The sequence below is a fragment of the Tessaracoccus sp. ZS01 genome (assembly GCF_022342445.1).
Taxonomy (GTDB): domain Bacteria; phylum Actinomycetota; class Actinomycetes; order Propionibacteriales; family Propionibacteriaceae; genus Arachnia.
In genome coordinates, this window is record NZ_PQFE01000002.1 from 32,834 (window position 1) to 50,793 (window position 17,960).

Sequence of the window (17,960 nt, forward strand, 5' to 3'; positions counted from 1 at the left end):
GGCTAGATTCTCCTACAGACCAACGCGCGCGTGCCCTCGCTCGTGCGCGAGAGGATGAGGGTCGCCTGATTGGGCCCCTTCGGCTTCAGCTGTTTCCGCAGCACCGCCGGGTCCACTTCAATGCCGCGCTTCTTGATCTCCAGCGTGCCCACGGCGTGGTCACGAACCCAGGCACGCAGCCGCTTGAGGTCGTAGTCGAGCACTTGCACCACCTCAAAACACGTGGCGAACGGCGACTCCACAGCTTGGTCAGAAGACAGGTACGCGAGGTGCGGATCGAGCAACCAGAGGTCGAGGGCAGGTTCGACGGCGTCCATCAGCCCGGCACGGATCACCGCGCCGTCGGGCTCGATGAGGTACCGGCCGACGGGCCGCACCGGCAGGTCACGCCGGGCCTGTGGGCCCAGTTCATGCACGTCCCGCGACGTCAGCACCACCGCACGCGGTTCCCTCGGGAAGCCATTCCACAGCGATGCCTCCACCACGTCACTGCGGTGGCTCACGAAACAGGGCTGCACGTCGCCCGGGATCAGTTCCTTGGGCACTCCCGGGCCGAGCTTCACGCAGGCGAACCGCTCCCCCTCCAGGTGCGCGAGCACGAAGTCCCACGACGGCGTGAAATCGGCGACATTCCAGGTTCGGCCCCGCGCGGTTCGCCGGGCAGGGTCGAGGAACACGGCCGCCCCCGCAGGCACGTCGACGTCCTCAGCGGCTGCGACGATGACCTCGCCGCCGCCCACCAGATCGAGGTTGTGCCGGGCCACGGCCGCTGTCTCGGGGTCCAGTTCCACGGCGACGACGCGCAGACCCGCGGCCGCGAACGCCATGGCGTCCGCGCCAATTCCGCAGCCCAGGTCCCACACCTCCGTGACGCCCGCTGCCACGAAGCGCTCGGCCCTCCAGCGCGCCACTGGTTCGCGGGAGGCCTGCTCCAGCCCGGCCGGAGTGAACAACATCTCCGACGCCCGGGAGAACTTCGCCACGCCCTTGCGCCGCAGCGCCGCCTGGGTGAGTGCCCAGGCGACCTCGTCGGCCGTGAAACGAGCACGAAGCCGCTCCCCCGCCTTCAGCGACGAGGGATCGGCTTCGTGCATCGCCGCGTCGAGTGCGGCCGTGCGCGTCACTTCTCGAAGTCGAGTTCCCGGGCGTCGAACTCCACGATCTCGTCGCCGAGTTCCTTCAGCAACGCGTGGCGGGCGGCGCGACGATCGCGCTGCTCGAGGGGGTCCGGAACGGGCGCGGCGGCGAGGAGTCGCTTGGTGTACTCCTCCTGCGGGTTCAGCAGCACCTGCTCGCGGCTGCCGGCCTCGACGATCTTGCCGTACTGCATCACGACTACGCGGTGCGCCAGCGAGTCGATGACGGCGAGGTCGTGCGAGATGAACAGGCACGCGAAGCCGAATTCCTTCTGCAGCGTGGTGAACATCGCCAGCACCGAGGCCTGCACCGACACGTCGAGCGCCGAGGTGGGCTCGTCCGCGATCAGGAGGTCCGGGTTCAGGGCCAGGGCGCGGGCGATGGACACGCGTTGGCGCTGACCGCCGGAGAGCTCGTGCGGGTAGCGGTTGAACGCGGAGCGCGGCAGCTGGACGGCCTCGAGCAGCTCGTGCACGCGGTTCTCGCGCGACTTGCGGTCGCCCACCTTGTGCACCTCGAGCGGCTCGGAGATCACATCGCCGACGGGGAACCGGGGGTTGAGCGAAGCGGCCGGGTCCTGGAAGATGACGCCGATCCGCTTGCGGAGCCGGCGCAGTTCCTTGCCGTGCAGGGAGAGGAGGTCCTCGCCCAGCACCTGCACCTCGCCCGAATGGGACGGGATGAGCCCCAGCAGCGCCCGGCCGATCGTCGACTTACCAGAGCCGGATTCGCCCACCAGCCCGACGATCTCGCCGCGGCGCACGTCGAACGACACGTCGTCGACGGCGCGGAACGGCTTCTTACCCGCGCGGTGGTACTCGACGACGAGGTTGCGCACGTCGAGGGCCGCCTCGGCCTCCTCCGCGACCGGGTTGGGCGCCTCGCCGAACTGGCCGGGGCCGTCGCCCAGGTGCGGCACGGCGGCCAGCAGCTTCTTGGTGTACGGGTGTTGCGGGTTGAGGAGCACCTGCTCGACGGGGCCCCGCTCCACGATGTTGCCCTTGAACATCACGGCCACGTTGTCGGCCATGTCCGCCACGACGCCCATGTTGTGCGTGATGAGCAGGATGCCGGTGTTGAGCTTGTCCTTCAGCGAGCGCAGCAGGTCGAGGATCTCGGCCTGCACCGTCACGTCGAGGGCTGTGGTGGGTTCGTCGGCGACGATGACCTCGGGGTCACAGGCCAGCGCCATGGCGATCACGACGCGCTGGCGCATACCGCCTGAGAGTTCATGGGGGAACTGGTTCACGCGCCGCTCGGCGCCGGGGATGCCGACGGCCTTGAGCAGGTCGATGGCCCGGTTCCACGCCTGGCGCCCGTAGGCGACACCGTGCACCTCCATCGACTCGATGAGCTGGTCACCGATCTTGATGACGGGGTTGAGCGCCGTCATGGGCTCCTGGAACACCATCGCGACGCTCTTGCCGCGCACCTTGCGCAGCTCGCGGGGGCTGAGGTGGTTGATGGTCTTGTCGCCGACGCGGGTCTCACCCTGGATGCGGGCGGTCTTCGGCAGCAGGCCGAGCGCAGTCGTGGCGGAGACGGACTTGCCGGAGCCGGACTCGCCGACCAGCGCCATCACTTCGCCGGGCTCCACCGACAGGGTGAGGCCCTTGACGGCGTGGACGGTGCCGAACTCGGTGCGGAACCGCACGTCGAGTTCGTCGAACTTCAGCACCGGGTTCTCGCCGGTGAACCGCGGGCCGGTGTACTGGTTGTCAGTTGTCGTCATGATCAGTCCATCTGCTGGCGGGGATCGAAGGCATCGCGCAGGCCGTCACCGATGAAGTTGACGCACAGCGCGATGATGAGGATGAAGATGCCGGGCCACCAGAACAGCCACGGCCGGGTGGTCAGGGCGTTCTGGAACTCGCTGACCAGCAGACCGAGCGAGGTGTTGGGCGCCTTGACGCCGAACCCGAGGAACGACAGCGCCGTCTCCAGCAGGATCGCCGACGAGATGAGCAGGGTTGCGTTGACGACGATGGTGCCCAGCGCGTTGGGGAGGATGTGGCGCACGATGATGCGCGGCGCAGACGTGCCGACGGCGCGGGCGGCCGCCACGAACTCACGCTCGCGCAGCGACAGCACCTCACCGCGCACCAGGCGCGCGAGGCCGGTCCAGGAGACCAGTCCCAGCACCAGTGCCAGCAGGGGGATGCTCGAGCCGGCCATCCGGCCCAGCACTGCGGCGAGCACCAGGGTGGGGATGATGATGAACAGGTCGGTGACCCGCATGAGCAGGCTTTCGGCGATGCCGCGGTAGTAGCCGGCGATGGCGCCGATGCTGGTGCCGATGAAGGTGGCCAGCAGGCCCACCATGAAGGCGATGAACAGCGACTGCTGGGCGCCCTTCATGACCAGCGCGAAGTAGTCCTTGCCGATGGTGTTCTGCCCGAACGGGTGCTCACCGATCTGGAAGGGCCACAACTGCAGCGTCGGCTGGCCGCTGTTGACCGGCGGGTAGGCGTTGATGAAGTCCTTGTCCCACCATCCGGGCAGGGGTCCCACGCCGATGGACGTGAACGCCAACAGGATGAGGAGGATCAGGACGGTCAGGGCGACCATGGCGCCCTTGTGCCTGAAGAAGCGCCTGCGGACCAGCTGGCCCTGCGAGTACGACTTAGTGTTGCTGGTTTCGACGTCGTCCTCGATGGAGAAGGCGTCGCCCTCTATTTGCAGAGGGGTGCGGTTCGGATCCTGAGTCATGATTCGTCAATCTCCTTAGCGCGCGATCCGCGGGTCGAGGAAGGCATAGGCAATGTCCGCCAGCATGTTCATCAGCACGGCTGCCGTGCCGGTGACCAGGAAGAAGGCCATGACGGGTGCCGGGTCAACCTGGTTGAGACCGACGTTGAACAACTGGCCCATGCCCTGCCAGCCGAACACCGTCTCGGTGATGACCGCGCCGCCGATCAGGCCGGCGAAGTCGAACGCCACGATCGTGGCGAGCGGGATCAGCGAGTTGCGGAACGCGTGGCGGGTGATCACCTTGCGCTCCGAGATGCCCTTGGAACGGGCGGTGCGGATGTAGTCCTGGTTGAGCACGTCCAGCATCGACGCGCGGGTGTAACGGGTGTAGGCCGCGATCGAGATCAGCGTCAGCACCACCGTCGGCAGCGCGATGTGCGTCAGCGAGTCGATGGCGTGGTTCCAGAACGTCGAATCGTAGTTGGGGGTCTCCGAGCCGATGGTGGGCACGGGCCGCGGGATCTCCTTGAGGTACTTGGACCAGTTGCTCAGCAACAGGTCTCCGGCCGCCACCAGCGTGGCGATCAGGGACCAGATGAAGGAGGAGATCATCGCCTGCTTGCGGGAGAAGCCTCCCCAGAACCAGCCGCTGATGAGTGCGATGGCGACAGCGCCGAGGAAGCACAGCGCCAACAGCAGCCAAGAGGGGTTGGTCATCAGGGTGCCGCGCATCAGCGCGTAGCCGATGATCCCCGCCACCGCGGTGGTGGCCACGGCGTTGCGGACGTTCTTGTTCGCGAAACCGGAGGTCATGCCGACGATCAGGGCGGCCAGCGCCAGCGCGACGATGGCGAAGATGGGCAGGCCGATCGAGGGCCGGCGGAACCAGGTGACGGCGTCGAAGTAGAACAGTGCGCCCGCGAAGACGACGAAGGCGACAGCGAAGTTGATGAGCCGACGCTTCCATTCACCGCCGATGGCGGCCATCAGAACAAATGCCAGTAACGCCGCGATGATCACTATTGACTGTGGACTGAAGCTGGCCTCTTTTATCCAGTTGTTGAACTCGATTGCGGCGTAATGCTTGAGCAGCACGGCGAACCAGAAGACCGGCAGGGAGAAGAACACAAAGGCCATGAAGGTGACGGCGTAGTCGAAGCCCGAGTACTGCCGGATGGCGGTCACGATACCCAGCGTCACACCGATGATGATGGCGAGGATGGTGGCGAAGACGACGAGGCGCAGCGTCGAGCCTGCCGCCGTGACGACCATGGCATTGACCGACTGGCCCTTGCGGTCCAGCCCGAGGTCGCACTGGCCCACGAGACACTTGGACGCTCCCGAAAGCCAGTCCCAGTAGCGCTCGTACCAGGGCTGGTCCAACCCCATGTAGTTGATGCGCTGCGCGATGAGGTTTGCGCGGTTGGGGGCGTTGGATTCACGTAGGTCTTCGAGCGGGTCGCCGGAGTTGATCGTCAACACGAACAGCAACAGCGAGCCGAGCAGCAGAACGAGGACGGAGATCCCCAAGCGCTTGGCGATGTATCTGATCACAGGTATGCGTTCCTTACAGGTTTTTCGAGCTGAACTCGCGCTTGTCCAACTCTGGCGCTGGCTGAGTCTACGCCACATGGAATGGTTGGCAACGAAAGGGGGGCAGGTGACTCGGGAAGTCACCTGCCCCCTGTTCGGTTTCAGCGGCTAGGCACTGACCTCAGAGGTCAGCTGTTCAGCCACTGCGGCGCGTTCCAGGAAACCTGGTCCTGCGTCGAGGTGGCGCGAACGTTCTGCAGCCCTGCGTCGTAGGCGGCGATGCCGGGGTGGGCGTACAGCGGAATGCCGTGCAGCGTCTCCCAGAGGCCCGTCTCGATCTTCTCGATGGCGGCGAGCTGCTCTTCGCGGTCCAGCGTCTTGGTCAGCTCGGCCCATGCGGCGTCGACGTCCTCGTTGCTGTACTCGCCGTAGTTCTGGCCCTTGCCCGTGGCGTAGATGTTCTCGCCCGAGGTGATCTGGCCGGAACCGGCCCAGGCGAACAGAGCGACTTCGTAGTCACCGTTGGGCAGCGCGACGTCGAAGAAGTCAGCCGCGTTGGTGTCGATGATGTTGAAGCCGGCCTGGTCACAGGAGGCCTTGATGGCGGCGACGGTGTCGGTACGGCGCTGGTTACCGGCGCGGTAGCCGATCCGCACGTCCACCGGAGCGGTGACGCCGGAAGCCGCCAGGAGTTCCTTGGACTTCTCGATGTCGACGGTGTCGTACTCGCCACCGTAGGCAGCGTCAACGACACCCTGGTACTCGTCCTGGAAGGGGAAGACCTCGCGGGCGTTCATGAGAACGGTGTCGGGGCTGATCGGCTTGATCAGCTGGTCGACGATCTGCTGACGCGGGACGCAGTAGGCGAAGGCCTGGCGCAGCTCGAGACCACCGTTGGCATCAGCGAAGGCGCTGGTGTCGCGGAAGTTGAAGTCGAGGTGCTCCCACGTCAGGGAGGAGAACTTGTCCACCTTGACGGCGTCGCCGATGGCATCGAGCTGGCCGACGAGATCGACGGTGCCCTGGGGCTGGATGACCTGAACGTCACCGTTCTGCAGCGACTGCACCTGCTGGGCGTCGTCGATGAAGCGGAAGATGAGGTTCTTCGTGGCGGCGGGGGTACCGAAGTACTCTTCGTTCGCCTCGAGCGTCAGCGACTGACCAGCGGTCCAGCCGCCTTCCTTCAGCTTGTACGGGCCGGAGGAGGGGACGTCAGCCAGGTCTGCCGGGAGTTCGCCCGGGTTGTACATCCAGCCGGTGTTCCAGAACTCAGCGGCCTTCTTCACCGTCTCGGCATCGCGGTCGAGCACGGCCTGGGCCAGTGCCTCGGGCGTGAGGCCGGACTTCTCAGCGATGACGTGCGCCGGCAGCGCCGAGCCCACGGTCAGCTTGTAGTCGGGGTAGGGGTTGGTGTACTTGACCGTGAAGGTCTTCGAACCGACCTCGCCCTGCGGGCCCTCCGGCACGTACTGGGCAAAGGAGCTGGAGACGTGCTCGAACACGACCGGAGCCTCGGGGTTCTCGCCGCTGGCGTAGCCGGGGACGAGGAACTCGGGGTTCTGGGCTGCCCAGTCCATCAGGTAGTCGTTGATGGTGACCGGGGTGCCGTCAGACCACACCGCGTCATCGTTGATCGTGTACTCGATCTCCAGCGGATCCTCGGACAGCACCTCGTACGAGCCGAAGTCCTTGTTGTCACAGATGGTGCCATCGGTGCCGAAGTAGATGAAGCTCGAGAACATGTGTGCGGCAACGGCCGAGTTGTACGTCGAGTACGTCTTGTAGGTGATGGAGTTGTAACCGCTCCAGTCGCCGGGGCCTGCGGTGTAGCGGACCTCGCCGTCCTGGGTTTCGGTGATGCCGACGTCCTGGAGGCAGGCCGCGGGGTTCTCACCCTCGGACGCCGAGGGGTCCGTGGACGCCGAGGGATCGGCGCTGGCGGTGTCGTCAGTACCGGGGCTTTCCGAACCCGTGGCCGCGGTGGTTTCGCCGGCCGGCGGGGTTTCGGTCTCGTCGGGGCTGGTGCAAGCGCTCAGCAGCAGCGCGCCGCTGAGCATCACTGCCAGCGAGGCGGATGTTCGCCTGAACTTCATTGATTCTCCTTGTCGTAGGACGACACTCGTGGGCCCCACGCAGTGGGCCCAACTTAGTGTTGGCGACCTTATCGACAATTAAGTGCGTCGTGGAAGAATCACAGGTTCTTTGACACCAGATCGTTACCTTGTTGTGTCTTTGACCCCGCCGTGCTACTCCGGCGCCATTTGAACGAACACATCCGATCCTCAGACGGAGATGGTCCCGACGGGGAGGCCGGAGTGTGCAGAGATGTCCAGACCCGACGGTGCGATGCCCGCCCGGATGACCTCGCTGGCCACGGCCGCGATCATCGCGCCGTTGTCGGTGCAGAGGGCCGGCCTGGGCCGACGCAGTTCGATGCCGACGGCGTTGGCGCGCTCCTCGAGCAGCGTGCGCAGGCGCGAATTGGCCGCCACTCCCCCGCCCAGCAGGATGGTGTCCACGCCGTACTCCTGCGCCGCGGCGACCGCCTTGGCCGTGAGCACGTCGCACACCGCCTCCTGGAACGAGGCGGCAACGTCTGCGACGGGGATCTCCTCACCGTCGAGGCGCCGCTGCTCCACCCAGCGGGCCACTGCGGTCTTGAGGCCCGAGAACGAGAAGTCGTAGCGGTGCTTCTCGAGGTCGTGCCGCGCCGTGAGGCCGCGCGGGAAACGGATGGCCGTGGGGTTACCCTCCTGCGCGAGTTTGTCGATGACCGGACCGCCCGGATAGGACAGGCCGAGGATGCGGGCCACCTTGTCGTAGGCCTCACCGGCCGCGTCGTCGATGGTGGCGCCGATCTCCGTGATCTTCGTGGCGATGTCCTCGACATGCAGCAGCGACGTGTGGCCGCCGGAGACCAGCAGCGCGACGGCGGGCGTGGGGAGTTGGCCGTGATCCAGCAGGTCGACGGCGACGTGGCCGACGAGGTGGTTGACGCCGTAGAGCGGCTTGCCGAGGTAGGCGGCGAGCGCCTTGGCGGACGCCAGCCCGACGACCAGAGCGCCCATCAGGCCCGGCCCCGCGGTGACGGCGATCGCGTCGACATCGGCGAGCTTGATCCCCGCCTTCTCGGCGGCGCGCTCGATGGTGGGGATCAGCGCCGACAGGTGCGCGCGGCTCGCGACCTCGGGGACGACGCCGCCGAAGCGGACGTGCAGGTCCACCGAGCTGGCGACCTCGTTGGCCAGCAGCGTGCGGCCGCGGACGATGCCGACGCCGGTCTCGTCACAGGACGACTCGAGGCCCAGCACCAGCGGGCCCTGAGCGTCGTCGAGGGGTTCAGTCATCGAGTGCCTCCATGTCCCACATGCCGACGGAATCCGCGTCGACGCCTTCCAGTTGCCGCTCCAGGACGAGCGCGTCGCGGTCCGGCGCGTAGTATCCGCGGCGGACGGCCACCTGCCGGAACCCGTAGCCGCGGTACAGGGCGATGGCCGGCACGTTGGTGTGGTCGACCTCCAGCAGCATGCGGCTGGCGCCCTGGGCGATGGCCCACTGCAGGCCGGCGACGAGCATGACGCGGGCGAAGCCGAGCCGCCGCTCTTCCGGTGCCACCACGATGCGGTGCAGGTCGACCACCTCGTCCACGTGCTGGAAACAGGCGACCCCGATGACGTTGCCCGCCGTCTTCCGGGCGATCAGCACGAGCCGGCCGAGGCCGACGAGTTCGTCGTGCCAGGACTGTTCGGACCAGACGCGTCGCTCGAAGTGGTCTTCGAGCCCGAGGATGGCGGGGAGGTCGTCGAGCGTGGCGATGTCGACGTTCATCGGCGCGCTCGCAGGCGCGGAAGCGCAGACTTGGGCTTGCCCGGCACCGTCGCGTCGGCCGGGCGCAGGTAGTAGGGCTCGTCCCCGGCAGGGGCAAGGGTGCCCCAGCGCGCCGCGAGGACAGCCGGGTCCAGCGCCTGCGGGCCCTGGATGTCGAGGAACTCGTGGTACTCCACGGGGACCGCGCCCGCCACCGGCAGTGCGGGAAGTTCCGTGGGGGCGCTCACCTGAGGCTCGCCGGTGCGATTGCCGTCCGCGTCGTAGGTGGCCCAGTACAACTCCTTGCGCCGGGCGTCGGCGGCGACGATGAAGCCTCCCCCGAGGCGGCCGTCAACGGCCGGCGAGCGGTCCGCGGTTTCAACCCACTGACGTGCGACGACATCGAGCGAACACACCCCGTGCACCGGCTTGTTGCCGGCCAGGGCCAGGGTCCAGGCGGTGGCGATGCCCACCCGGAGCCCCGTGAAGGGCCCGGGACCCATCCCGACGGCGAACTCGTCCACTTCGGTCAGCGCGATGCCGGCCTGCGCACAGACCTCCAGTACCGACGGCATGAGGGCCTCGGCATGCGCACGGGTGTCGTCGACGATCACCCTCGCGACGGGTGCACCGTCGCGGGCGATGCCCACGGCCACCACGTGGCTCGTGTCGATTCCCACGGTCCAGGTCATAGCTGCTCCCTGAGCGGTTCCAGGGCCCCGGCCCAGCGCGGGCCGATGCCGGTGAGGTGAACGGTGCGCTGGTCCGAGTTGAGACCGCGCTCGATATCGATCTCGAGGCGGGAATCGGCCAGCCATTCGGCCAGGCCCGAGCCCCATTCAACGATGGTGACGGCCTCGGAGAGCGACGCGTCGAGGTCGATGTCGGCGAGCTCCGCGGACCCCCCCAGCCGGAACGCATCGACATGCACCAGGGCCGGGCCCTCACCCGGATGCGGATGGACGCGCGAAATCACGAAAGTGGGAGAGATGATCGGGCCGGTGACCCCCAGGCCCTCTCCGATGCCCTGCGTGAGCGTCGTCTTGCCGGCGCCGAGGTCGCCGGTGGCTACGATGACGTCGCCCTTGCGCAGCAGCCCCGCCAGCCTGCGGCCGAGCGAGCGCATGTCTTCTGCTGTGGGCACGTCGATGATCACGGGCAGTTCCCGGCCCATCGTGTGGCCGTTGGGCACGCCCCCCAGCACCTCGAAGCCATGGTCCCGCCACCACTGGACGATCTCCGGGAACTCCTGGCGCGCCACGAGTTCGACGCGACGGGCGCCCAGGTCGACGGCGAGCGTCAGGGCGCTCTGCACCAGCATGCGCGCCAGCCCCTTGCCGGCCCATGCGGGCAGCACGGAGACCCGGCGCAACGTCGCCACGTCGCCGTCGAGCTCGATGAGCAGGCCGGCGACGAGGTGACCCTCATTCACCAGCACGACGCCGGAGCCGACGGTGAGCGCATGCTCGATGTCGGCTACGGCGTCTGTGAGGGCCTCTGCGGGTGGGTCCACCGGGCGGCGGGCCGAGAATGCTGCGCGGATGACCTGCAGCAGTTCGGCGGCGTCGGCCGGTTCGGCCACCCGCACTTCGAGATCAGATGTCATAGCGGGGAAATAGTACGCCTCACCAACGGTTGCGGCTACGGCCTCCGCTGCGGTACCCACCGCGGCCACCGCCACGCGGGCCGTCAGGACGACGACGCGGCTGCTGCTTCGGTGCGATGAGCGCCAGGTAATCAGATTCCTGGATCGGCACACCGCTGACCGGGCGGGCACCGGTGGCATCGCGGAGTTCGGGGGAACCCGGCTCCACGGTGAGGCCCTCGGCCTGCACGCCGGCCTGGCTCAGCAGACGCTGGGCCACCTTGCGCTGGTGCGGAAGCACGATCGTCGCGACGACGCCCTCGTTACCGGCGCGGGCGGTACGCCCGGCGCGGTGGAGGTAGTCCTTCGAGTCGTGCGGCGGATCGACCTGCAGCACGAGCGACACGTCGTCGACGTGGATGCCACGGGCCGCGACATCGGTGGCGACCAGGACCGGCACGAGGCCTTCCCGGAACGCCGCCAGGATGCGGGCGCGGGCGCCCTGGGTGAGGCCGCCGTGCAGCGAGCCGGCCATGACGCCGGCGTCGCGGAGCTGGGCGGCGATACGGTCCGTGCCCATCTGCGTACGGGCGAACAGCACGGTGCGGCCGTCACGGTTGGCGATCTCCGCGGTGACCTGGTTCTTGTGGTGCGGGCGAACCAGCATGGGGCGGTGCACCATGGTGCTGACCGACGCCTTCTCGGAGTCCACCTCGTGGGTGACCGGGTTGGACAGGTACTTGCGCACCAGCGAACCGACGGCGTTGTCCAGGGTGGCGGAGAACAGCAGACGCTGGCCGCCTTCCGGGGTGGCGTCGAGGATGGTGCGAACTTCGGTGAGGAAGCCCATGTCCGCCATGTGGTCGGCCTCGTCGAGGACGGTGACCTGGACCTGGCTGAGGTCCGCGGCGCCCTGCTCGATGAGGTCGATGAGGCGGCCGGGGGTGGCCACGACGACGTCGACGCCGCGGGCGAAGGCCTTCAGCTGCGGCGCGTAGCTCATGCCACCGGTGATCAGCGTGAGGTCGATGCCGACCTTGGAGGCCAGGGGCGACAGGACGTCGGCGATCTGCAGCGCGAGTTCACGGGTGGGCGTCAGGATGATGGCGCGCGGGGAACCGACGGGGGTACCGGCGGCGAGGCGGCTCAGCATCGGCAGGCCGAAGGCGAGCGTCTTGCCGGAGCCGGTGCGGCCACGGCCGAGGACGTCGCGGCCCGCGATCGCGTCGGCGATGGTCGCCTGCTGGATCGGGAACGGCTCGGTGATGCCCTGCGCGGCCAGCACGCGGACGAGCTGCTCGTGCACACCCAACTCGAGGAAGCCGGACGAGATCTCGCCCTGCACACCTTCGGCCGTGGTGGCCTCCCAGCTCATCTGATCCGCCTCGGCCTCGAACTCTTCAAGGCTGGGGCGCTCCGGACGGTCGAAACCGTTGCGGCGATCGCGGTCGAACGGACGGCGACGATCCTCGTGACCGCGCGGCTCGTGCGTGTGGCGCTGCTCGAACGGCTTGCGGGCCGGACGCTCGCCCCACGAGTCGCTGCGGCGTTCGCGCCCGGCGCCGGAGCGGTCGTCACGGTCGAAGCGGGGGCGACGGTCGTCGCGGTCGAAGCGGTCATTGCGGCCGCGGTCGTCGCGGTCGTCACGACGGGGACGGTCATCGCGCTGGAACGACGGACGGCGGTCATCGCGCTGGAACGACGGACGGCGGTCATCGCGCTCGAAGCGGGGACGACGGTCGTCACGGTCGAAGCGGGGGCCGCGGTCGTCACGGTCGTCACGACGGGGACGGTCATCGCGCTGGAACGACGGACGGCGATCGTCGCGCTCAGAACCACGGTCATCCCGACGACGGTCGTCGCGCTCGAAACGGGGGCGACGGTCGTCACGGTCATCGCGACGGGGACGGTCGCCCCAGTTGCCGGCGGGACGCGAGGTGGTGGGACGGGTGTCGCGACGGGTCTCGTCGTTGCCCTGGCTCTCGTGGTTCTCGGAACCCGGTTCGCGGTCTGCGAACTGGAGCGCGCGGCGCTGCTTGCGGTTCAGAGGTGCGGAATCATCGCGACGGTCGGTGCGGCCGACGCCACGACGCTGAGGATTGAGGCCCTTGGTGGCGCGCTTGTCAGCGGACCACCGAGCCTTACGGTTCGGTGAAGTCATTGTGTTGTTGCCCTTCGAGGGGTATGCGCTCAGGGAATAGGTCCACCTGAGACTGGACTGCCCGCTCAAATAGGAAATTTGACGCTTGGGCGTCAAGTTGGCGCGATTGGGCGCCGCATCGGGCCTGTCGAGCTTACACCAGATTGACCGCATCCCCAATTTGAGGGGTCTGTGGCCCCTCTTGCCGCACCCGCCGGCAGCGGGGATCACCCTCAGCCGACGAGGTGGCCGCCGCGCACCGACATGCGGATTGCTTTGGTGTAATGCCCCATCAATTCGGCACAGACCTTCTCCCACGTGCGCCCCAACACCGACTCGCGGGCGGCCGCGCCGAACGCCTGGCGCTTCGCATCGTCACCGATCAGGTCCACGACGTGGCCGCGCATGGCCTCCAGGTCGCCGGGGCGGTACAGCCATCCGGTGCGCGACTGGTCCACCAGGTCGATGGGGCCGCCGCGGTGCGGTGCGACGATGGGCAGGCCGGAGGACTTGGCCTCCTGGATGGCCTGGCAGAACGTCTCGAGGTCTCCGGTGTGGACGAACAGGTCCAGGCTGGCCAACGCGGTGGGCAGGTCCTCGCCCGTCAGCAGGCCGGTGAACACGGCGTTGGGCAGCGTCGCCTCGAGCTGGCCGCGCAGCGGGCCGTCACCGATGATCACGAGGCGGGTGTTGGGTACGGCCGCGACAGCCGCCAGGTCCTCCACGCGCTTCTCCGAGGCCAACCGCCCCATGAAACCGATGAGCCGCTCCCCGTTGGGGGCGTAGCGCGCGCGGAAGGCCTCGCTGCGCTTGGACGGGTCGAAACGCACGGAATCCACGCCCCGACCCCAGACGCCCACGCGGGGAACGCCCTGCTCGATCAGCTGGTCGCGCGCGAAGGTGGACGGAGCGAAGTTCAGCGAGGCCAGTGAGTGCGCCTGACGCAGGTGGTGCCAGAAGACGGGCTCCAGCGACGGCACGCCGTAGCGGGCAGCGTAGGTGGGGATCTCCGTCTGATAGATACCCACCATGGGGATGCCCAGCTTGGCGGCCACCGAGGCCGCCTTGTAGCCGACGATGAACGGCGCGGCCAGGTGCACCACGTCAGGGCGGAAGTTGGTGAGGATGCGCTCGATGTTGAAGCTGGTGGTGGTCACCACGCGCACCACGTCGTAGCCCGGCAGGCCGATCGAATTGACCGGCACGATGGGGAAGCCCAGGTAGTCCTTGGGGGTCTTGCCACCGTCGGACGGGGCGATGACCATCGCCTCGTGGCCGTGGGCCTTGAGGTGTTCGAGCACGCGGAGTACGGAGTTGGTCACCCCGTTGACATTGGGAAGAAAAGATTCTGCGACGATCGCGACTCTCACAGTTCCACAATACTCACGAGGGTGAACCACTCCCGGTAGCCGGGGGAACACGAGGTGAACGCTGGATGAAACCCGGCGGTGGTCATCCGGCCGGGGTGACCTCTGTGCCGTCCTCGGCATGCTCGTGGTAGGAGTCCTGCTCCTCGGTGAACTGCTTGACGGGTGCGAGGATCTCGATTCTCTGCCCGTCGTCGAACGTGAGGGTGCAGGTGAGTTCCTCCGAGCCGGCCGGAAGTTCGCGGGTGAGGCCCATCAGCATGATGTGCGGACCGCCGGGCGCCAGGTGCCAGTGCTTGCCTGCTGGGACGGTCATGCCGCCCTCGGCCTTGACCATCACCATCTTCCCGTCCTGGTTCTCCATGACGTGGAGCTCGGTCTGCTGGGCGACATCGCCGCAATCGGCCTCAACCAGCACCCTGTCCTCGTTCGACGGGTTGGTCAGGTTGACGAAGACGGCGGTCATGTCCGGACGCTCGGCACCGTCGGTGGCGCGGGCCCAGGGGTCTGCGGCGAGGATGCCCGGGGTGGCGGGCTGCGCCGACGTGCAGCCGGCGACGAGGAGGGCGGAAACGGCAAGAGCGAGGGGACGCAGCGTCATGGCCGCCAGACTACACAGGCAATACCCCGTGGGGTAATCGTCTCGTGGGCAATGAGGGGCCGGAAGACACGTACACTGAGCGCCATGTCCAAGGTCAGCCGTCGAGGCGTGTTCGGTTACGCCGGCGCCGCCGGCATCGCCGGCGCTGCCGGAGTCGTCGCCGGGCGCGCCACCGCCCCGCACTCCCCGGACCCGGGAACCGACGGCGGAGTCATCGGACAGACCTACTCCCCCTACGGCGCGCACCAGGCCGGCATCTTCACACCGAAGACCCAGGTGAGCGAGTTGGTCGCCTTCGACCTGCTCCCCCAGACCGACAAGGCTGCGCTCGGCCGGCTGCTCCGGGCCTGGACGGGCGATGTGGTGGCGCTCACCGAGGGCCGCCCCGCCGCGGGCGACTTCGCTCCCGACATGGCCCAACCCGGCGTCTCACTGACCGCGCTGGTGGGCCTCGGCCCCCGCGTCTTCGAACTGGACGGCTTGCAGGCGAAGCGCCCGGCCGGGTTCCAGGAGATCCCGCCCATGCAGCACGACGCGCTCGACCAGCGCTGGACCGGCGGCGACCTCCTCGTCTGGGTGTCCGCCGACGACGCCACCAGCGTCGCCCACGCCGTGCGCCGGTTCGTGACCGACGCCGCCCCGTTCGCCACCCGACGATGGGCCCAGCGCGGCTCCTGGCGCTCCGTCGACGCCACGGGTGCCGCGGTCACCGGGCGCAACCTGTTCGGCCAGGTGGACGGCTCGGCGAACCCCACGGGCGACTCCATCAGCGCCGCCGTCGTCTCCACCGACGAGTGGCTCACCGGCGGCACCCAACTGGTGGTGCGGCGCATCGAGATGGACCTCGTGGGGTGGGACGAAGCCGTGCGGGACCGGCAGGAGGCGTCGGTGGGTCGTCGGCTCGACACCGGCGCGCCGCTCACCGGCGGCGGGGAACGCGACGACGTCGACCTCGGGGCCACGCAGGACGGGGCGCCGGTCATCGCGCTCGACGCCCACTCCCGGCGGAGCCACCCGTCGCAGAACAACGGCCGCCGGATGCTGCGGCGGGGCCTCAACTACACCCACGACGACTGGGTCGACGGCACGGCGGTCGAGACGTCGGGCCTGATCTTCTGCGCCTTCCAGGCGGACATCGCCGACCAGTTCATCCCCGTGCAGCGGATGCTGGATCAGGGCGACGCGCTCAACGAGTGGACCATGGCCATCGGCTCGGCCGTGTTCGTGATCCCGCCGGGCTTCCAGGAGGGCGGCTGGATCGGCGAAGGACTCTTCACCGGGGAGTGATCGAGGCGATCACCTCGGGCAGCCGCCCGGCAAGCACGTCCGGCGGGTAGGGCCCGGGATGGCCCCATGCGGTCATCGCCTGGATGCTCGCCCCCAGCACACCGGCCTTCCACGCGGGCAGACCTGCCGCCAACAACGTGCCGCAGATACCCGCGAGCACGTCACCCGAACCCGCCTGCGCCGTCCAACTGGGCCCGGGGACCGCGATCGTCACGCGCCCGGACGGTTCAGCGACGTACTGCGTGGCCCCCTTGAGGAGGACGGCCGCCCCCGTGCTGCGGGCCACCTCCCGCGCGCAACTGACGGGCTCGTTCTCCACGTGCGACCGCGAGCAACCGAGCATCCGGGACAACTCACCGGCGTGCGGCGTCAACAGCCAGCCGTCGAGCCGACCCTGGGGCAGTGCGTACAGCGCGTTGGCGTCCACGACGGCGGGCAGGCCGTGCAGTTTGGCGTTGGCGACGCGTCCTTCGGCGCCGTCGGTGTCGCCCCAACCTGACCCCAGCACCATGGCCTGGGCCCTGCCCTCGCCCATCACCACACTCGGGAACCGGGTGAGGACCAGGCCGGAGTGCACGCGGCCCGTGTAGCGCACCATGCCGGCGCCGGCGTTGACGGCTCCGGCGATGCTGAGGAGGGCAGCTCCCTGGTAATGCTCGGACCCGGTGTCCACCATCACGACGCCGCGCGAATACTTGTCGGAGGTGGCATCCGGCACCGGCCACCAGAGGGCCACGTCAGCCTCCTCGGCCTGGCGCACCTCCTCGACGCCCGAGCCCTTCGACGCGCCCCGCTGCCCGTCCCTCGGGGCGCCCTCAGGGAGCGCGACCCCGATGTCCGCGACGTGTACCTCGCCACAGCGCGACGCCGCTGGCTGCTGCACGTGGCATGCCTTCAGTGCGGCGAAGGTGATGGTGTGTTCGGCGCGGAAGCTGTTGTGTGGGTGCCCGGAGTCGGCGTCGAGGCCGCTGGGGAGGTCCACGGAGAGCACGGGGACGGCGGCGGCGTCGCACGCCTCCGCGAAGGTCGCCGTCGTGGTGGGCAGGTCCGGGCGCGAGCCGAGGCCCGTCACCGCGTCGATCACGAGGGCCGCATCAGCCAGTCCGGCGGCGGCGCCCATGGCGTCGACCACATGGCAGCCCGCCCCACGGGCGGCGGCCAGGCCCGCTTCATGGCATTTCCCCATGGCCGGCCACACGGTGACGGGCCGGTGGTCCGCCAGGTGGGCGGCTGCGAAGAGCCCGTCTCCCCCGTTGTTGCCGGGGCCCACGGCCACGAGGACCGGGCCGTTGGGCGCGATCGCCTCGGCGAGTTGAGCGACGGCCAGGGCCGCCCTCCCCATGAGGTCGACGTCGGGTTCGGCGTCGAAGACCCGTTGCTCCGCGTCGCGCATCTGTTGCGCGCTGATGACCTGCTTCATGCCTCACACACCACCATGGTCGTTGCGAAGCCACCGTCGTGGCTGATGGACAAATGGATGCGCCTCACACCCAGCGCCTCGATCCGGGCCGCGACCGAGCCGGTCGTCACGAACGACGGGACGCCCTCGTCGGAGCGGACCACCTCGCAGTCGAGCCACCGCATGCCGCCCGGCGACCCGAGCGCCTTGGCCAGAGCCTCTTTGGCCGAGAACCGCGCTGCCTGGGATTCGACGGAGAGCTTGCGCTCGCCGTCGGTGAGGAGGCGCTCGCCCAGTTTGGGCCGTTCATCGAGCATCCGCTTGAAACGTTCGATGACCACTAGGTCCGTCCCGATGCCCACGATCATGGAAGCACCCTAACGCTGGTTGAGCCGGACGCGTCCGAGGCACGA

16 protein-coding genes are annotated in these 17,960 nt (G+C 68.5%); 2 read left to right on the forward strand and 14 right to left on the reverse strand.

Annotation, left to right across the window (positions count from 1 at the left end; all coding sequences use genetic code 11):
• Nucleotides 1–2: 2 nt before the first annotated feature.
• From C3E87_RS03905 to C3E87_RS03950, 10 genes are all read right to left on the reverse strand, one after another.
• Nucleotides 3–1,124 (reverse strand): methyltransferase domain-containing protein, encoded by a 1,122-nt coding sequence (locus tag C3E87_RS03905; RefSeq protein ID WP_076059636.1) that lies wholly within the window; start codon nt 1,122–1,124, stop codon nt 3–5.
• Entirely contained in the window at nt 1,121–2,869 is a 1,749-nt protein-coding gene (locus tag C3E87_RS03910) for an ABC transporter ATP-binding protein (protein WP_076059638.1), read from the reverse strand. The genes C3E87_RS03905 and C3E87_RS03910 overlap by 4 nt, the downstream gene beginning before the upstream one ends.
• 2 nt (nt 2,870–2,871) lie before the next feature.
• Nucleotides 2,872–3,846 carry an ABC transporter permease gene (locus C3E87_RS03915; protein WP_076059640.1) on the reverse strand — a complete coding sequence of 325 codons (975 nt, stop codon included), beginning with the start codon at nt 3,844–3,846 and terminating at the stop codon, nt 2,872–2,874.
• A 15-nt stretch (nt 3,847–3,861) separates the two neighbouring features.
• Nucleotides 3,862–5,382 carry an ABC transporter permease gene (locus C3E87_RS03920; protein WP_076059642.1) on the reverse strand — a complete coding sequence of 507 codons (1,521 nt, stop codon included), beginning with the start codon at nt 5,380–5,382 and terminating at the stop codon, nt 3,862–3,864.
• 167 nt (nt 5,383–5,549) lie between these two features.
• Entirely contained in the window at nt 5,550–7,454 is a 1,905-nt protein-coding gene (locus tag C3E87_RS03925; protein ID WP_076059644.1) for an ABC transporter substrate-binding protein, read from the reverse strand.
• A 189-nt stretch (nt 7,455–7,643) separates the two neighbouring features.
• A complete protein-coding gene (tsaD, locus tag C3E87_RS03930; RefSeq protein WP_076059646.1) occupies nt 7,644–8,708 on the reverse strand; it encodes a tRNA (adenosine(37)-N6)-threonylcarbamoyltransferase complex transferase subunit TsaD in 1,065 nt (354 codons plus the stop codon).
• A complete protein-coding gene (locus C3E87_RS03935) occupies nt 8,701–9,189 on the reverse strand; it encodes an N-acetyltransferase (protein ID WP_076059648.1) in 489 nt (162 codons plus the stop codon). Before C3E87_RS03935 ends, tsaD begins: the two co-directional genes overlap by 8 nt.
• A complete protein-coding gene (gene tsaB, locus C3E87_RS03940; RefSeq protein ID WP_076059651.1) occupies nt 9,186–9,860 on the reverse strand; it encodes a tRNA (adenosine(37)-N6)-threonylcarbamoyltransferase complex dimerization subunit type 1 TsaB in 675 nt (224 codons plus the stop codon). The genes C3E87_RS03935 and tsaB overlap by 4 nt, the downstream gene beginning before the upstream one ends.
• Complete coding sequence (gene tsaE / locus C3E87_RS03945) at nt 9,857–10,774, reverse strand: tRNA (adenosine(37)-N6)-threonylcarbamoyltransferase complex ATPase subunit type 1 TsaE (protein WP_076059653.1); 918 nt, start codon at nt 10,772–10,774, stop codon at nt 9,857–9,859. Before tsaE ends, tsaB begins: the two co-directional genes overlap by 4 nt.
• Nucleotides 10,775–10,793: 19 nt before the next feature.
• Nucleotides 10,794–12,128: a DEAD/DEAH box helicase gene (locus tag C3E87_RS03950; RefSeq protein WP_158069039.1), complete on the reverse strand. Its 1,335-nt coding sequence runs from the start codon at nt 12,126–12,128 to the stop codon at nt 10,794–10,796.
• Here C3E87_RS03950 and C3E87_RS03955 point away from each other — a divergent pair.
• A complete protein-coding gene (locus C3E87_RS03955; RefSeq protein WP_158069040.1) occupies nt 12,054–12,908 on the forward strand; it encodes a hypothetical protein in 855 nt (284 codons plus the stop codon). The two genes, C3E87_RS03950 and C3E87_RS03955, sit on opposite strands and share 75 nt — an antisense overlap.
• A 218-nt stretch (nt 12,909–13,126) precedes the next feature.
• On the opposite strand, the gene C3E87_RS03960 is transcribed toward C3E87_RS03955, so the two are convergent.
• Together C3E87_RS03960 and C3E87_RS03965 are read right to left on the reverse strand one after the other, a co-directional pair.
• Complete coding sequence (locus tag C3E87_RS03960; RefSeq protein ID WP_076059658.1) at nt 13,127–14,263, reverse strand: glycosyltransferase family 1 protein; 1,137 nt, start codon at nt 14,261–14,263, stop codon at nt 13,127–13,129.
• 82 nt (nt 14,264–14,345) lie between these two features.
• Nucleotides 14,346–14,861 carry a copper chaperone PCu(A)C gene (locus C3E87_RS03965; RefSeq protein ID WP_076059660.1) on the reverse strand — a complete coding sequence of 172 codons (516 nt, stop codon included), beginning with the start codon at nt 14,859–14,861 and terminating at the stop codon, nt 14,346–14,348.
• 84 nt (nt 14,862–14,945) lie between these two features.
• On the opposite strand from C3E87_RS03965, the gene C3E87_RS03970 reads away from it, so the two are divergent.
• Nucleotides 14,946–16,148 (forward strand): Dyp-type peroxidase, encoded by a 1,203-nt coding sequence (locus C3E87_RS03970; protein WP_076059663.1) that lies wholly within the window; start codon nt 14,946–14,948, stop codon nt 16,146–16,148.
• Here the strand turns inward: C3E87_RS03970 and C3E87_RS03975 are convergent.
• Together C3E87_RS03975 and C3E87_RS03980 are read right to left on the reverse strand one after the other, a co-directional pair.
• Complete coding sequence (locus C3E87_RS03975; RefSeq protein ID WP_076059666.1) at nt 16,135–17,568, reverse strand: NAD(P)H-hydrate epimerase; 1,434 nt, start codon at nt 17,566–17,568, stop codon at nt 16,135–16,137. The two genes, C3E87_RS03970 and C3E87_RS03975, sit on opposite strands and share 14 nt — an antisense overlap.
• A complete protein-coding gene (locus C3E87_RS03980; protein ID WP_076059669.1) occupies nt 17,565–17,915 on the reverse strand; it encodes a holo-ACP synthase in 351 nt (116 codons plus the stop codon). Before C3E87_RS03980 ends, C3E87_RS03975 begins: the two co-directional genes overlap by 4 nt.
• Between the last annotated feature and the right edge of the window lie 45 nt (nt 17,916–17,960).

What these genes read in the sequence shown, in the direction of transcription:
- tsaE (WP_076059653.1), bottom strand. Translation starts at nt 10,774, where the DNA reads ATGACATCTGATCTCGAAGTGCGGGTGGCCGAACCGGCCGACGCCGCC.
- C3E87_RS03950 (WP_158069039.1), bottom strand. Translation starts at nt 12,128, where the DNA reads ATGAGCTGGGAGGCCACCACGGCCGAAGGTGTGCAGGGCGAGATCTCG.
- C3E87_RS03935 (WP_076059648.1), bottom strand. Translation starts at nt 9,189, where the DNA reads ATGAACGTCGACATCGCCACGCTCGACGACCTCCCCGCCATCCTCGGG.
- tsaB (WP_076059651.1), bottom strand. Translation starts at nt 9,860, where the DNA reads ATGACCTGGACCGTGGGAATCGACACGAGCCACGTGGTGGCCGTGGGC.
- C3E87_RS03925 (WP_076059644.1), bottom strand. Translation starts at nt 7,454, where the DNA reads ATGAAGTTCAGGCGAACATCCGCCTCGCTGGCAGTGATGCTCAGCGGC.
- C3E87_RS03910 (WP_076059638.1), bottom strand. Translation starts at nt 2,869, where the DNA reads ATGACGACAACTGACAACCAGTACACCGGCCCGCGGTTCACCGGCGAG.
- tsaD (WP_076059646.1), bottom strand. Translation starts at nt 8,708, where the DNA reads ATGACTGAACCCCTCGACGACGCTCAGGGCCCGCTGGTGCTGGGCCTC.
- C3E87_RS03980 (WP_076059669.1), bottom strand. Translation starts at nt 17,915, where the DNA reads ATGATCGTGGGCATCGGGACGGACCTAGTGGTCATCGAACGTTTCAAG.
- C3E87_RS03975 (WP_076059666.1), bottom strand. Translation starts at nt 17,568, where the DNA reads ATGAAGCAGGTCATCAGCGCGCAACAGATGCGCGACGCGGAGCAACGG.
- C3E87_RS03965 (WP_076059660.1), bottom strand. Translation starts at nt 14,861, where the DNA reads ATGACGCTGCGTCCCCTCGCTCTTGCCGTTTCCGCCCTCCTCGTCGCC.
- C3E87_RS03915 (WP_076059640.1), bottom strand. Translation starts at nt 3,846, where the DNA reads ATGACTCAGGATCCGAACCGCACCCCTCTGCAAATAGAGGGCGACGCC.
- C3E87_RS03970 (WP_076059663.1), top strand. Translation starts at nt 14,946, where the DNA reads ATGTCCAAGGTCAGCCGTCGAGGCGTGTTCGGTTACGCCGGCGCCGCC.